The organism is Xiashengella succiniciproducens (assembly GCF_023674465.1).
Taxonomy (GTDB): Bacteria; Bacteroidota; Bacteroidia; order Bacteroidales; family Marinilabiliaceae; genus Geofilum; species Geofilum succiniciproducens.
Genome location: NZ_CP098400.1, coordinates 167,739 through 183,493, shown reverse-complemented (window position 1 = coordinate 183,493; position 15,755 = coordinate 167,739). Strand labels below are relative to the sequence as shown.

Sequence of the window (15,755 nt, the reverse complement as noted above, 5' to 3'; positions counted from 1 at the left end):
CTATATTATACATGATTGCCGTATTACTATTACCCGTCTATTGCAGGTGTAAAAACAAAAATAAGTTCCCTTGTGGGAACTTATTTTTTCAACAGCTATATGCATCTATTAGAACTCGTATCCAGTCCAGCTAAACAGCTTGCTGTCACAACCGATGTTTCCTGATTCAATCACTATTGCTTCAGCATCAGCCGGTTTTATCTCTGATCCGTCAATAGCATTATCCAACATATTGGTAAGACTGATCTGTGACCCCAAGTCACCATTGCCTTTACCATCAGTAAGGTCTATCAAGTCACCAACTGCACCACTACCCTTGACAAGCGCATTGACTATTACAGCCTTTGCTCCCCTGCGAACTTTGATAAGGTCTTGCATTTGTCTTGCTGGGTCACCGGATGCATGATCCAACCTCAGGTCAAATGTAATGTTCTCAATCCTGAAGTCGCTCTGGTTTACATGGGTTGGGAAATTGCCGTCCAGGTTCCCATCAGCCTCTATCCCGCGAGGATCTGACTCACTGCTTGAAAAACCGCTTTCCCAGATGCCATATGCATTTTTCAAGGTTCCTGAATACCCCTGGGTAAAGTCAAACATATCATCGTCAGAGTTGACTACCAAGAGGTTAGTTACGTTTACAGATCCTCCAAAGAACTCTATACCATCATCTGCACTATCGTATATATAGATATTCTCAATAACTGTCCCACTACCTACACCGTTTAGAGTTAAACCATTGTGTTCAACATCAGCGCTTGAACGAGCTCCTGTATTTCCCAAAACCAAGTAAGTTAGTTCACCAGAACTCTCACCGGCATCATTTCCTCCATAAGTATAGGAAGAGTTAACCTCGGTGCTTCCGACCTCATCAGTACCTGCCAGGGGGGCACCACCGTTGATTATAAGACCACCCCAGTATCCCTGACCGGCATCTTCAATATCTGCAATCATTCTAACCGGAGCATCTGCTGTACCCCTTGCATATATTTTCCCGCCTTGCAATACCAGGATGTACTTACTAAAACCTTGGCGTGCCTTAATAACTGTTCCGGCCGGTATATCCAACACTCCCCCTTCTTCTACGATAAGAGGACCGGTCAGGTAGTACTCAAGCTCCGGATCAAGTTCAAGATAATCACTTACAGAGCCGGCAAGCTCGTTGTCTCTGACATTCAAATCATTCCCGTCGTCATTCTTGTCGCATGACACCATTGCAAATCCAGCAATCAATGCAGTAAATGCAAACTTTCTAAAAACACTTTTTTTCATATTGTTTTAATTTAGGTTGTTTCAAAATTCATAACTCAATCCAAGGCTTATATCAACACCTTTTTTGAACTCGTTGAGGATAACTGTTCCTTCACCGGAAGATCTTTCTCTTGACAACACATAACTTGGATTCAGCAGGTTGGACGCTTTCAGCTTTACACCAAAGCCGGTACTCAACTTATATGAAGCTGTAAAATCGAGTGCCGTGCTTGCCTGCTCTACTATATCCCTGAATCCCAACATACCAATTGTATGTACTCTGTCACTTATATGTCTGGCAATGACTGAGACCAGAAAGGTATAGTCATCATTTACAATCTTATATGAGAGCTCAGCATTCGCGATAAATGGTGCTGCTCCTTCAAGCTGGGCCTCTCTGGCAGGAGTCCCCACCATATCTATCAGAAGTCTGGAATATAAATATGAAGAGTTTAGCCCCAGTGTGAGTCTCTGAAGACTTGATCCTTCCATATAGTGTGAAAACAAGTTCTTGCGAACCTCAAGCTCGATACCTGCTACATTAGCATGATCAGCTATGTTGTCATATTTTAGCACCCCTGCTGAGTTGCCAGCCTCCACCCTGGCTATGGGATCACTGACATCCTTGTAAAAGGCACTCAGTGAGATAATCTCTGTAGCCGAGGGAAAGTAATCCCATGTTATATCAGCATTGTAGTTGACCGATGGCTGCAGGTCTACGTTACCCTGACTTGCAAAGCCTGTGTTTACATACCTGTAAGGTGAAATCTCTTTTGACTGGGGCAAAGTATATGTCCTGCTTGCACCAAACCTAAGGCTTTGATTCTGATCAGGATCAAACCTTATATTTAGGGAAGGAAGGAGATAGAACTTATTTAGGCTTACACTTCCTGGAGCAGTATGGTCCACTTCATAGTCAACCTCTATTCCTGTCATATCAGCTCTCAATCCGGCACTGAGATTAAGATGATGACTAGGCCTGAGGTTTAGCTCAGTATAAAATGAGTTTAAATACTTACTTACATCATAGGTATTAGGAACACCTTCCTGAAGGCTAAAATCACCTCTTAAATAGTTCTCCTTATTATATAACTTATCAAGATTCAAATACTCAAGCCTGAATAATCCGGGATAGGGGTCATAGTTGTACTCCTTTGATACAAACGAGTCACTCTGGAATCGTCCGGTATAGCCCACAACAAGTGTTGAAGACCAGTCTTCATTGTTAGCTAGCGAGAAATTCAATGAGGCTTTTGCATTTAAGTCTTCAGAGTTTAGCTCCGAGAAAAAACGTTTCTGTCTGTTACTGCCGGTAAAATTGTATAGGTCATCAGGCTGTCTTGAAAGGCTGTTCTCTCTCCTGTCAGGTTCCTTTCCTCTTACCTTATTCCATGCCATGCCAACATTAAGGTTGGTTCTTTCTGAAAGTTTCCATTCAGTAAGCAGCTGATTGCTCAGTAGTAGATTTTCATTTATTTGCTGTCTTAGATAATAGCCTTCATAGCTTTCACTGTCTTGATATCTGTCCGAATGACGGCCCTCGTAGCTTCCAAAGCTACTGTTGGTCACGTGCAGCGCAAGCAGGCTGTATGCCAATGAGTGCTTTCCACCCAGGTTGTGATCAATACCCGCAAGAAGCAGGTTATTGGTCCTTACACCATGCTTTCTGCCCAGTTGATCCTGGTATGGATCCTCATTTCCGGTTGTAATACTCCTGACTCTTTCTTCATAATAGGATAGATCAGAGGAATGAGTTCCAACAGCATAAAAGTCGATTGGTGCAATTCCTGCACCTGTTTGAAAACGCTTCCCATAGGAGGCATTTAGGCTGCGGTTAAGTGGTATGCCTGCATTAAGGGGCTCCAGACCATTACTGTAATCAAAGGAATAAGCATCAGGATGGTCATCTTCAGATATACCAAAACTATTTACTCCTTCAGGTTTAAGTATCTTTTCACCAACAGACATAATGTTGACACCTCCTGAAATGCCAAAAGCAAGCTCCCTGTTACCGTTTAGTTTCTTTGTATTGATGTTAATGTGGGCTCCACCGACATCCCCTGAATTGGTGGCATTAAAAACCTTGCTTACATCAATGCTTCCAATCATATCTGAGGAAAAGAAACCAAGAGCTATATTCTTATGTTCGGGATCCTCTGATGGCAAGGGAAACCCATTCAGGGTAGTGGCATTATACCTGTCTCCAAGTCCTCTGACAAACACATTCCTGGAACCCTCCTGAAGGGATACACCTGGTACATTAGCAACCGCATTTAGAGCATCACCAATTCCTTTACGGGACAACTCCCCTGTTCCAATAGTCTGTACCGCTACAAGAGCTTCCTTTCGATCCATCAAGTAGGCAAGATCACTGTTGTCTGAGCTTTGAGCAACAACGCTGACCTCATCAATAGTATAAGTAGTACCGTAAAGTTCTATTTCCACTACCACTTCATCTTCTTCACCTACAACGACGTCAGGGATCTCGGTAGGTTCATATGAAATGAAACTGCAATACAGAGCATAAACACCGGGTTCCAATCCGCCTATGTAAAACTCTCCATCAATATTAGCTGCTGTACCTTTATGTGTACCTGCAACTGCTACTGTTGCACCGGGAATCTCCTCCCCGTTTTTGCCATCAATTACTCTTCCACTTATTGATCCGCCAAAAAGCGCTTCTACTCCCAGGAAGAAAATCAAATAAATAAATAAGCTGGTTCTCATCTTTGTATCTCTATTTCTGTCAATGGCAAAAATAGGGAGCTATCCTGTCAAGTATGCTAAGCAGGAATTAAGGATGGATTAACTATGTATTAAGCACTTAGAAGTATGATTAGATAGTCAAGCTTAATATTTAAGCCAGTTATCAGATGCAAGAAATAAAGATAAAAAATCTGATTTGCAGCATATTGACCTAACAGGTCTTTTACAGGAAAAGCACATCGAAGCGAAAGCCTACCAAATATGGAGGGTTAAATTAATATTGAGTCAGCTTTAAGAAATGGTTATTCAGTGTATTTGTATCCAACTCCCTTAATTGTCCTAATGTTATCCTGGCCAAATTTTTCACGAAGTTTTCTAATATGTACATCAATAGTCCTGTCTCCAACAACGATACCTTCACCCCAAACTGCATTATATATTTCCTCACGGGTAAATACTTTGTCGGGTTTAGAAACCAATAAGATCAACAGTTCAAATTCTTTTCTGGGCAAAGAGTACTCCTTGTCACGGAAGGTTACAAGGTATTTCTCCTTATCTATTACAAGGTCACCAATTGCAATTACTTTATCTGTAGAACCACTATCACCATCATTTGCGCGATAGCGTTTCAACAGGGCTTTCGCCCTCGATACTAACACCTTTGGTTTGATTGGTTTGGCAATATAGTCATCTGCACCTGCTTCAAAACCTGCTATCTGAGAATAATCTTCTGAACGTGCAGTTAGGAAAGCGATAAGACAATCCTTAAGCTCAGGAGTCTTTCTGATCTCTTCACATGTTTCAATGCCATCCATACCCGGCATCATAACATCCAATACTATAAGATGGGGAATGAAGGACCGGGCAATTTCAATTGCTTCTTCACCATTACTTGCGGTTCTAACATCAAAGCCCTCTTTCTCAAGGTTGTAACTTAGAAATTCCAATATGTCAGGCTCATCATCCACTAAAAGAATTTTCCTGTTATCCGCTTCACTCATATTTCTATATTTTATTTTTACAATGTACTTGCCTCTCCGGTATTAAAGTCCTCTTTGTTGTATTCAGAACCCTATTGGCACAAGTCTATAATTTCAAAACGCTTGTAACAGCCCTTCCAGTAAGCTCCCTTTAGCCTTATTTAGGAGGCTTCTCAAGTGTAAAGGTAAAGGAAGAGCCTTTCCCTGGGGTACTTGTAACATTAATCGTCTGCCCATGTGCTTCTAAAATATGCTTAACTATTGCCAGTCCCAGACCGGTACCGCCTTGCTCACGGGAACGGCTCTTATCCAGTCTGTAAAAACGCTCAAAGATCCGAGGCAATTCATGTCGTGGGATACCAATACCATTGTCCCGAACCTGTAAAAGTACCACCTTATCCATATCGTAAAAACTGACAGTGGTCTTACCCCCATCAACCCCATAGATTATCGAGTTGATTACCAGATTACTTAGAACCTGAAAAAGACGTTTCCTGTCTCCAATTACAAAAGTCGCCTTATCTACATTCTTACCAAACTTCAAGGTGATACCCCTTTCCTTGGCCCTCATCTCATGCATCTCATATACTTCTTCGACCAAGTTGTAGATATTAAAGCGTTCCTTCTGCATCTCAAGTTCTCCAGACTCCAGTTTGGCAATGGCCTCAAGATCACTAATTATAGAGATCATCCTGTCAATACTCTTCTCAGTACGCTTTAGATACAACATATTGATACCGGGATCATCTATCCCTCCCTCAAGCAAGGTAAGGATATAACCCTGAATATTAAATATTGGTGTTTTAAGCTCATGTGACACATTACCCAAAAACTCCCTGCGGTACTTCTCGAGCTCCTTTAGCTTCTCAACTTCCAGCATCTTGTCCTTCATCCACTCATCTACCTCCTTGTTGACCTGGATGAATACGTCATTATTGATAGCATTGAAGTCCCTTGTTGAGGGCTTGAAGTTGTGAATAGTCTTGTAGATGGGCTTTATCTTCTCGTAGATAAAGACATTGAGAAAGTAATGTACTACAAAGAATACAATAGCTGTGAAGACAGGTATTGCAATCAAAAGGGCAATTAAACCCTTTTCAAACACACTGTAAACGGCAAATAACATAATTGCCAGAACCAAAAAGCTCAGGGTGATGTAAGCTGCGATCCGGCTTGGGGCTACAGTCTTCATATCTTATCCGGTAATTGTACAAAGTTATACAAATTGTCGTCCCTTAAACCCTGAAACTGAAAAGCTAACGTAAACTTAACCTATTACAGTTCTAACCTATTGTTTCAAGTGCTACATTTGGTGCAAAAATAAGGCTGAATGTCGACTATCCTGTGGCTAATAGTAATATTGCTGCTTACATTGCCTGTGTTCCTCCTTGTGACAGGGATCTCAAACGATGCCGTCAATTTCCTGCACCCTGCCATTGGCTCAAGGGTTGCATCCCGAAAGGTAATACTGGCTGTAGCTGCCGTCGGACTAATTGTAGGTTCCTTCTTTGCAGGCGGAATGATGGAGCTTGTAAGGCAGGACATAATCAATCCTGCAGGTTTCAGCCTATATGAGATTTTGGTGCTCTTTATTGCTGTCTCGATAACCAATGTAATTATTCTAGACGCATTCAACACGACGGGCTTCCCAATTTCGACCACCATAACACTTATTTTCAGCCTTATCGGCGGAGCACTGGCTATTGGTATTTCCAAAGCCTTTGGTGGCGGCGGACTAGCTCAATATCCCGGACTTATCAACACCGACAGTCTCTTTCTTATTCTGGCCGGCATTCTGATCTCAATCTTCGCATCCTTTATAATAGGTGCTATTGTTCAGTTTTTCGTACGTCTCATTTTCAGTTTCCACTACCACGGCAGATATAATACTCTCTTTGCGCTTACCGGAGCCATAGCCTTCACATGCATTTTTTACCTTTCTATAAGGCAAGGTGATATAACTGGTGAAGGCACCCAATGGATCCTTGATCAGAGTCTGATTATTTCTCTGGCAATTTGTTTTGCAGTCACTTTGCTCCTGTTTATGCTGTCGGCCTTTGTGTTCAAGGCCGAGGTTCCCAACATCGTTGTGTTGGCTGGCACCTTTGTACTTGCAATGTCTTTCACATCCAACAACCTGGTCAATTATATCGGCCTACCCATGACCGGGCTGGAAAGCCTCATTAAATTCCTTCGGACTCCGGGTGCATCTATAGACGATTTTGGACTAGCCTTCCTCAATACCGAATGGTCACAAACCCGAAATATCAGTGACTGGGCCTATATATTGCTGTTTCTTGCATCAGGCTTAATTATGGCCTTTACCCTATTTAACTCAAGAAAACTGCAGTCTGTAACCAATATGGAAGTGTACCTTGGAAGGCAAAGCCCTGGGAGTGAACGCTTCAGACCAACTCCACTTTCCATTACTATGGTCAGAGGTTTTCTGCGCTTCTATAGCAGAATAGAAAATTCCGCACCCCCGAGGGTGAGGAACTATGTTGCTTCAAGGTTTGAACTGCCCGAATCAGGAAGAGAGGGCTATCCTGATCACATTATTTATTTCGACAGCCTCAGAGCTTCAGTCAACCTCATCGTTTCAAGTCTTATCGTGGCTCTTGGTACCCATTTTCGCTTTCCGCTATCCACAACCTTCGTTGTCTTTATGGTAGCTATGGGCAGTTCTTTTGCCGACAGGGCCTGGGGCAGGGATAGTGCAGTTTATCGCCTCTCCGGAGTCCTCTCCATCCTTGGAGCCTGGTTTATTACTGCAATTTCCGGCTTTTTGGGAGCCTTTGTCTTCACCCTTTTGATTATTAAAGGTGGTATCTGGGTAGCATTAGTGCTGTTTGTCGCCATGGTCATAACGCTGTGGCAAACTACCAGGGCTCACCGCAGAAAATGGGCAGAGGAAGCTGCTGTAATTGAATCGAATTTCATCAGGACCAATGAAAGTCTGGAATGGATAAGTGAGGCTGGCCGAAGCAAGGTCAGAGCCAGTTTGTTGGAAATCTCAAAAATCTACGTGATGGCTGTTGACGGGCTTATGCATGAAAACGTAAGCCAACTCAGGGAGGCAGTCAACAAGATTGAGGCTCTGCAAAAAAACATTAGAAACTTTAAAGCAGAAATATTTAATACATATAGCAGTCTGCCTGAAGAGTCGCAGGACTCAGGTCAATATTTTGTGCAGATACTTGACTACCTCACAGCTCTGGCAAATACCGTGGCTGCCATCGCAGCACCGGCATGTGAACATATGGAAAACCAACATAAGACACTTACAGAAGCCCAGAAGAGCGACCTTACAGTCATCCTTGACGAATTTACCGCCTTTATCAACTTCCTGATTTACCTTGAAAAGGAAAGACGTAGTGAGGCTCTTGCTGATCTCAAGAAAAGACAAAATGCCGCCATAACTCTTCTTGAGGAATATCGGGTAGAACAGATAAGACGTATCAAGTTGGGCAAGGGTAGTACAAGGGTTAACGTAATCTACATGGAAATCATTGGCGAGACAAAAAATCTCCTTCTTTATTCATACAGCCTCTACCAGGCTATCTGTGACTTCAACCGCAAATTACCCCAGGGACGTAAATAAAAAAATACTCAACTCTTTATCCCTGTTTCTAGTCGGAGGCCAACCTCCGACCTTAGATCTGATGCCTTATATGCAATATCCCACTGCAAAAAGTAACCCTCTAATTATAACCTTTATAGCTATTGTGCGTATTTATTGCTATCTGAAAAACCAGTAATATGAAACACATCTACAACCAAATGCTCGTATCTCTCGCATTTCTGACAGTCCTTACTCTTACTACTATTGGATGTAGCAGCGACAGTGACGATGACAGCTCCGAAACGACCATTGAAGGTATTTGGAAAATCACAAGTTATAGGTATGAACCGATAAGTGAGGGATTTTCTTCCGATAACGAAGAAAGCGACCAGCAGAATGATGATGCAGGAGATGAAGAAAACTCTGATGTTGACAATGAGCTAATAAATATATCTTTCCCTGATGAGGAAGGCCAGCAGCCTTACTTCTACATCATGGATGGGGCATTCAGACACGTGGTGATTGCCAATTCCGAAAAACAGAGTGAAGAAAAAGGTTACTACTCTATCAGCGGAAATGAAATTACAATAACCCTTGGCAATAACACCCAACTGGTCTATGGATATGTTGTAAAAAGCAAAACTCTTACACTAATTAGAAAAATGGATGGTGCGGATGAGATTTACAACGCTGTTCTGGTATCGGTCGATCCTCTTGCAAAAGACGACCCAGGGAATGGAGGTAATCAAGGTAATGGTAATGCCAAGGGCTGTGCCGTTTCTCACAACAGCTCGGTAAACATCGGACTAAGTGCCAACCCAATGCTGGCTCCGCTCAATACCGACATTACCTTAGAAAAATTAATGCTTGCACAAAACAACAATGGTTTTGAAACCAGATATTACTTAACTGTTGAGCCCAAAAGTATTTACTCAATTAAGATTGTAGGTATAGAAAGTGATTATGGAAACGTTCACGACTACTTCAAATATATTGAGGTAAGCGCCACAGATGCTTTCTCAACTGACCGACCTTTAATTTCGGGACAGGTGAAGGATGGAGACCCTCTACCCACCTACAAGGTTATGCCTTCTACTTCCTGCCTCTATATCAAGTTATTTAGCTATGAGGAGAATGTGAAGATCACACTCAGAATAGATGGTACAGATCCGGAACAAACAGATAATGAAGAATAAACCTATACACATAATATCCATTAAGTAGCAAAAAATGAGAAAAGGATTCCTTGTAATTACCTTGTCCCTGGTGTTGGGACTTATAGTAGCCCTAAGTTCATGCAGCAGCGATGATAACAATCCTGTAATCACCACTGTCTACGGACTGTGGAAAGTCGTTGAGATCCAGACAGCAGATCAGAAATCGGATTCTACTAAAGAAGGTGTCGGAGATGATGAAAACTCAGGTGAAGACCAAAATACCACTGGAGAGGGAACCGATGATGAGAACCAGGAAGGAGAAGACAATGGAGAAGGTAAGGATGAAGGCGATACAGATGATGGTGACCCTGACGAGGGTGACAATAGTGACCCCAATGATAGTTCTGATGATCAGGAACCAGAATATGACGGAAAAACCTTTGTCAGATTCAAGGCAGATAATACTTACATAGTCTTTAGGGCAGAAGATACATCTATTATAGAGGTGATTAGCGAAGGATCCTACAGTTTTTCAGGATCAACAATAAGCTTCAAGGAAAATAATCAGACAGCCCCAATAGTTGGTACTGCCAAACGAGAGAACAAAAAACTTACAATAAACTTCACCTTCTCTGATAAGCCTCAAATTTGGATAGCTGAACTTCAATCCTCTGATCCATTTATTTCTGATGTTCCTATAGAAGACGCCTGGGTCGATTTCGAAAAAACATTCCACAAGGCTGATTCTATACCCGGTTCTATCTACAACCCCATTCAGGTAGAAGGCGTCGGCATAGAGGTATCAGACACTCTATGGTATGCCCCATGGACTGTCAAACCTGAAATAGCACAGGTGTATTACTATTTCAAAGCCGATAGTACCAAGTCTTACAAACTGACAGTAGACATTATTGAACCTGAATACAAACTGCCAGCAACATTTATGGAATTCGTCCAGGTCTGGGTTTCTGGTAAACCTTATGCAAAGGACTATATAGCAATGCCAGACAGAATCTACGAAGGTGAAATGATCTTTGAAGATATTAGTGCAAAGTCCTCATTTATCTATGTCATGTTACTAAGCTATCAGGACAATATCAGATATTCACTTAAACTGGAGGAAGAATAAAGGATAGAGGTATTGACATTAATGTCAAAAAATTAATACCTTAGGCCTGTTTTGCAGGTCCTACGGGACCTGCCGCTAATTTAAACAGGAAAAGGATGAGAAGAATAGTGTTTGTGGCAATAGTGATGCTGCTAGCTATGTCAGCATGTAAGGGCAAGACCGCCAAAAAGGTTCAGACCCCACAGCCTGCGCCAGTTGCCGTAGTCGAAGAGCTTAAGGAAGATCCGGTGGTTGAAGAGGTAGTCCCAGATCCGGTAATTGAAGCACCAACAACGTCAGCCAATGACAGGTACTTTTTGATAGCTGCCAGCTTCCAGGAGTTGTCCAATGCTGAAAAATACAAGCAAAGCCTGGTAAACAAGGGCCTCAGTGCTCAGATAATCCAAAGGAATGACGGACCCAATAGTGACTTTTATAAGGTCGCATATATGTCTTTCAATAGCTGGAAAGAAGCTATTAAAGCTCTTGATTCTGAAAGAGCTACCCCAGGTAAGGAAGGTGTTTGGCTGCTCGTCAAGAAATAAGCTTTACCAATCCTTGAAAATATCTGCAATCTCCATATTCTGCATTACATGCAGGGTATGGAGATTCAATTTCTTAGCCGCCTCAATATTAAGCTCCAGGTCATCCACAAACAAAGTCTCTTCGGGCTTCAACCCACTTCCTTCAAGCACAACCTTGAAAGCCTCCGGATCTGGCTTACGGCATCCTATCCTGTGAGAATAATATGCTTTCTCGAAGATATCGCTCAACTTTTCATGTCCCGGCAACATTCGCTCAAAGCATTCCTCATGAATGCTGTTGGTATTGCTTAATATGAAAATCCTGTACTTGTCCGACAAGCTCTCAAGTGTAAGAGCCCTCTCCTTTGGTATTCCTATCAGCATTGCATTCCAGGCATCAATAATATCCTGGCGGGTCACACCCTCCAGCGCAAGAGCCTCCAAACCATCCAAAAACTCTTCACTGTCTATGGCTCCAATCTCATAGTCTGTCTGCAAGCTGCTGCGCAAATACCCATGTTCCAGATTCATCACATCCTCACCGAAAAGCCTTCTGAATCCTTCATAGGTGCGTTTTACATCAAGGTCTATTACAACCCCTCCTAGATCAAAAATGATGTTCAATATTCTCATTACACCGTTTGATAATTGAAAAAACTTTGTATTTTTGCATCGCGAAAGCAAAGATAGCTTTTTGCTTTCGATTGGGGCCTATAGCTCAGTTGGTTAGTAGCACCTGACTCATAATCAGGGGGTCGCTGGTTCAAGTCCAGCTGGGCCCACTCTCAATGACAACCACTTACAGAGATTCATCTGTGAGTGGTTTTTTTAGTACACAATTCCTACATATTTTATACGTCCTACATCAAACCTCAAACCAAAAAAATTTCTATTTTAGTGTATAATTATGTTTGTCTCTACATCATGGAAGAGAAATTCGAAATAGAATATCCATACTATGTTCCAAGGCAATCTCCTGAATAAAGGACTGCAAATATTTGCATTATTATTGACTTTTTGGGTTAAGGGATACAGCCAAAGTATATCACTGGAAGAGAAACACTTACTTGTCCGCAACTATAAAGAATCACTACAAGATACAATCAACAAGCATATTGAAATCGACCGGCCCTTTGTAGTGGGCAGGATGCAGACGTACCATGGCAATAATGTTCATCACCCCTATTTCTATGATCACCGTCCTGTAGCCGGGACCTTGATTTTCAAAAACCAGGTCTATGAAGCCGATGCCCTTCTGTACGACATCCTTAATGACAAACTCGTATACCGATATTACTCCGACAACTTTGATATTAATAACATTGCCCTCGATGAGAATTTTGTATCTGAGTTTGCAATCTATAACTCAGTATTCAGGTACTTCCGGGACCTTAAAACCAAGTCCGGTATTAAGCTAAAAGATGGTTATTATGAGGTGGTATACGACGGTGAATCAAAATTTCTTATTCGCTGGGAAAAGACCAAATCATTTGATTTCACTGCTCCTGACAAGTTCGACGATCTAAAAAGCATGTACCTGCTGAATGATGGAAAAGTTGTTCGAATAAAAAACAAGTGGCAGTTAATGAAGCAGTTTGCTGAAAAAAAGCGCCCGGTAAAAAAACTTATGAGAGAAAACCGTGTAACACTGGAGCTAGGAAACAATTCTTCGATCAATAAAGTGCTCGAATATTACGAAAGGCAGTTGAAATGAAACAGCTTTTACTTATTCTTTGTCTATTCCCCCTCTTTGCTTATGCTCAAATCGGAGAAATACAGATTGAAGCAGATTTCAATTCAATGCCTTTCACCGAGTTTGTTTCCAAACTGGAGCAAAAGGAAAATCTGCGTTTCTTTTTTATGGAAGCCTGGGTTGATACCATAGTTGTAAAGCAACAAAGTATACCGATCACGCTCAAACAGTTATTGTACGACACCTTCAATGACACATATCTGAATTACTTTTTTGATGGACCAAACATCCTGATCACAAATAATTACCCTATTCATGCTACTCTTCCGGAGAACTTCTTTTTAGCTACGAAGGAGGAACTACAAGACATCACAAATACCACCGAAGTCGAAAAAGAAGTCAGATATGCATTTGTTGACCCAGGTACAAAAAAACAGACTCAGGGAGTACTGAGATTTGGAGATCCCAAAAGATCCAAGGGAGGGCAGTTCACCCTCTCAGGGGTAATACGTGATGCAAATAATGGGGAAGCAATAATTGGAGGTCAGTTATTTGTTCAGAGTTTAAATACGGGAACAGTCTCTGATATCAACGGAAATTACTCTATTACCCTACCTAAGGGCAGTTATGAATTGCTATTCAAGTATCTGGGTAAGAAAGACATCAACCAATCCGTATTGCTATATGATAATGGAGTCCTCAATATTGACATGGAAGACAGCCCTTATTCTCTCAAAGAGATTGTTATAACAGCAGAGTCAGAAAGCAATGTCCACAATCTTAAAACTGGTTCGCTGAAGCTAAATATGGAAGAAATTAAACATCTTCCTGCCTTTATGGGAGAAGTTGATATTATAAAATCAGTAACATTGCTCCCCGGCGTTCAGACTGTGGCAGAGGGTTCATCCGGTTTCAATGTTCGGGGTGGTAGTGCCGATCAGAACCTTGTATTGCTTGATGAAATGCCTATTTTTAACAGCTCTCACCTGTTTGGATTCTTCTCTGTTTTCAATCCTGAAACCGTAAAAGATTTCGAACTCTATAAGAGCGGAATCCCAGCTCGCTTTGGAGGCAGAATCTCGTCAATTCTTGACATTAGTGCTAAACAGGGTAATTTAAAAAAACATGTGATAAGTGGAGGTATCAGCCCTATAACAGGAAAGTTAACCGTTGAAGGACCTATTATTAAAGATAAGCTTTCCTATATTGTGGGAGGTCGAGCAACTTACTCCGACTGGGTACTTAGGGAGCTCGGCCGCACGCAGTTTAAAAACAGCAGTGCCAACTTCCATGATATCAGCGCTAAAGTATCATATGACATCAACCGGACCAACTCCCTGAGTATTACCTACTATCAATCACTAGATAACTTCCAGCTTGGTTCTGACACCACCTATAGCTATGAGAACAGAAGTGCTCGCTTATTCTACAAACGATTGTTTAACCCGAAGTTGTACGGCAATATATCAGCAATATACTCCAACTACAAATATGGCATTTCAAGTAACGAAGATCCAGCACTGGGATTTAATCTTGATTATGATATTGACTATCAATCTGTCAAAACTTCGCTATTCTATCTTCCAAATGCAAAGCACACTATAAATTCTGGTTTTGAAGCCATAAAATACAAGATAGCTCCGGGCAGTTTCACTCCCTATGATGAGAAATCGGATATAATGCCCGTAAAATTACCAGATGAACATGGTATTGAAGCAGGAGTATTCCTCAACGACGATTTTGAGATTAATAACAAGCTCTCTGTTTCAGCAGGCTTAAGGTATGCCATGTTTTTTGCTATGGGCCCGACTAAGGTATATGAATACCAGCCCAATGTATCCCGTACAGTGGAAAGCAGGGTTGATTCTACTATGTATCCTTCAGGCAGGATTATTAAAACCTACGGAGGTCCCGAACTTAGAATCTCCACACGGTACAGATTTGGAGAAAACAGTTCGCTGAAATTTAGCTATAACCGGATACATCAGTTTCTACATATGCTCACAAATTCAACAGTTATCTCTCCTACTGATATCTGGAAGATGAGTGATGCAAACATAAAACCACTTATTGGAGATCAGGTTACAGCAGGTTATTATCACAATCTTTTCACCAACTTAGTTGAGGCTTCTGTGGAGGTTTACTATAAAAGGATGAAAAATACATTGGATTATAAAGCTGGTGCCGAGTTACTTTTAAACCCTGATCTGGAAGTGGATATCATCTCGGGTGTGGGGAAAGCATATGGAATAGAACTACTCCTAAAGAAAAAGAGTGGCATGTTAAATGGGTGGATCTCCTATACCTATTCGCGATCTCTGCTTAAGGTGGATGGTGAATTCTCGGATGAAAAGATCAACAATGGAGAATACTATCCGGCTGATTACGATAAGCCCCATGATATAAATCTGGTAGCTGATTATAGACTATCAAGACGTCTTAGCCTGGCCAATACATTCAAATACAGCTCCGGTCGTCCGATAACATATCCTGTTGCAAAGTACAATTATCAGGGAAAACAACTGATACATTATTCCAATCGAAACGAATACCGGATTCCCTACTATATGCGATGGGATGTAGCAATAAATCTGGATGGAAACCTGAGAAAGGACAAGATTGCGCATAGCTCATGGTCCCTGGGGGTATATAATGTACTGGGTCGCAGTAATACATATTCAGTATTTTTCAAAACTACTTCCAGAGGGGTAAGAGGCTATAAGATGTCGATTATAAATCGTCCAATATTCAATATCACTTATAATTTCAAATTCTAG

General features: G+C 41.6%; 11 protein-coding genes and 1 tRNA gene. 7 read left to right on the top strand and 5 right to left on the bottom strand.

Annotation, left to right across the window (positions count from 1 at the left end):
- Window positions 1–108: 108 nt before the first annotated feature.
- From M9189_RS00800 to M9189_RS00785, 4 genes are all read right to left on the bottom strand, one after another.
- Entirely contained in the window at window positions 109–1,269 is a 1,161-nt protein-coding gene (locus M9189_RS00800; RefSeq protein ID WP_250724008.1) for a hypothetical protein, read from the bottom strand.
- Window positions 1,270–1,290: 21 nt separating this feature from the next.
- Window positions 1,291–3,975, bottom strand: coding sequence for a TonB-dependent receptor (locus tag M9189_RS00795; protein ID WP_250724007.1), 2,685 nt, complete (start codon window positions 3,973–3,975; stop codon window positions 1,291–1,293).
- A gap of 281 nt (window positions 3,976–4,256) precedes the next feature.
- The gene (locus M9189_RS00790; RefSeq protein WP_250724006.1) at window positions 4,257–4,955 is read right to left on the bottom strand and encodes a response regulator transcription factor; all 699 of its coding nucleotides are present in this window, start codon (window positions 4,953–4,955) and stop codon (window positions 4,257–4,259) included.
- A gap of 136 nt (window positions 4,956–5,091) precedes the next feature.
- Window positions 5,092–6,126, bottom strand: coding sequence for a sensor histidine kinase (locus tag M9189_RS00785; RefSeq protein ID WP_250724005.1), 1,035 nt, complete (start codon window positions 6,124–6,126; stop codon window positions 5,092–5,094).
- A gap of 138 nt (window positions 6,127–6,264) precedes the next feature.
- Between M9189_RS00785 and M9189_RS00780 the strand changes: the two genes are divergently transcribed.
- The 4 genes from M9189_RS00780 to M9189_RS00765 all read left to right on the top strand — a co-directional run bounded on the left by M9189_RS00780 (window position 6,265) and on the right by M9189_RS00765 (window position 11,306).
- Complete coding sequence (locus M9189_RS00780) at window positions 6,265–8,535, top strand: inorganic phosphate transporter (RefSeq protein WP_250724004.1); 2,271 nt, start codon at window positions 6,265–6,267, stop codon at window positions 8,533–8,535.
- A 158-nt stretch (window positions 8,536–8,693) separates the two neighbouring features.
- Window positions 8,694–9,692 carry a hypothetical protein gene (locus tag M9189_RS00775; RefSeq protein WP_250724003.1) on the top strand — a complete coding sequence of 333 codons (999 nt, stop codon included), beginning with the start codon at window positions 8,694–8,696 and terminating at the stop codon, window positions 9,690–9,692.
- 34 nt (window positions 9,693–9,726) lie between these two features.
- Window positions 9,727–10,782 carry a hypothetical protein gene (locus M9189_RS00770; RefSeq protein WP_250724002.1) on the top strand — a complete coding sequence of 352 codons (1,056 nt, stop codon included), beginning with the start codon at window positions 9,727–9,729 and terminating at the stop codon, window positions 10,780–10,782.
- Window positions 10,783–10,877: 95 nt separating this feature from the next.
- Window positions 10,878–11,306, top strand: a complete 429-nt coding sequence (locus tag M9189_RS00765; RefSeq protein WP_250724001.1) for an SPOR domain-containing protein — start codon at window positions 10,878–10,880, stop codon at window positions 11,304–11,306.
- Between the two features lie 3 nt (window positions 11,307–11,309).
- Here M9189_RS00765 and M9189_RS00760 read toward each other — a convergent pair whose 3' ends face one another.
- Entirely contained in the window at window positions 11,310–11,918 is a 609-nt protein-coding gene (locus M9189_RS00760) for an HAD family hydrolase (protein ID WP_250724000.1), read from the bottom strand.
- 74 nt (window positions 11,919–11,992) lie between these two features.
- On the opposite strand from M9189_RS00760, the gene M9189_RS00755 reads away from it, so the two are divergent.
- The 3 genes from M9189_RS00755 to M9189_RS00745 all read left to right on the top strand — a co-directional run bounded on the left by M9189_RS00755 (window position 11,993) and on the right by M9189_RS00745 (window position 15,755).
- A tRNA-Ile gene (locus M9189_RS00755) sits at window positions 11,993–12,067 on the top strand.
- A gap of 176 nt (window positions 12,068–12,243) precedes the next feature.
- Window positions 12,244–12,999, top strand: a complete 756-nt coding sequence (locus M9189_RS00750) for a hypothetical protein (protein ID WP_250723999.1) — start codon at window positions 12,244–12,246, stop codon at window positions 12,997–12,999.
- Window positions 12,996–15,755: a TonB-dependent receptor gene (locus M9189_RS00745; protein ID WP_250723998.1), complete on the top strand. Its 2,760-nt coding sequence runs from the start codon at window positions 12,996–12,998 to the stop codon at window positions 15,753–15,755. The genes M9189_RS00750 and M9189_RS00745 overlap by 4 nt, the downstream gene beginning before the upstream one ends.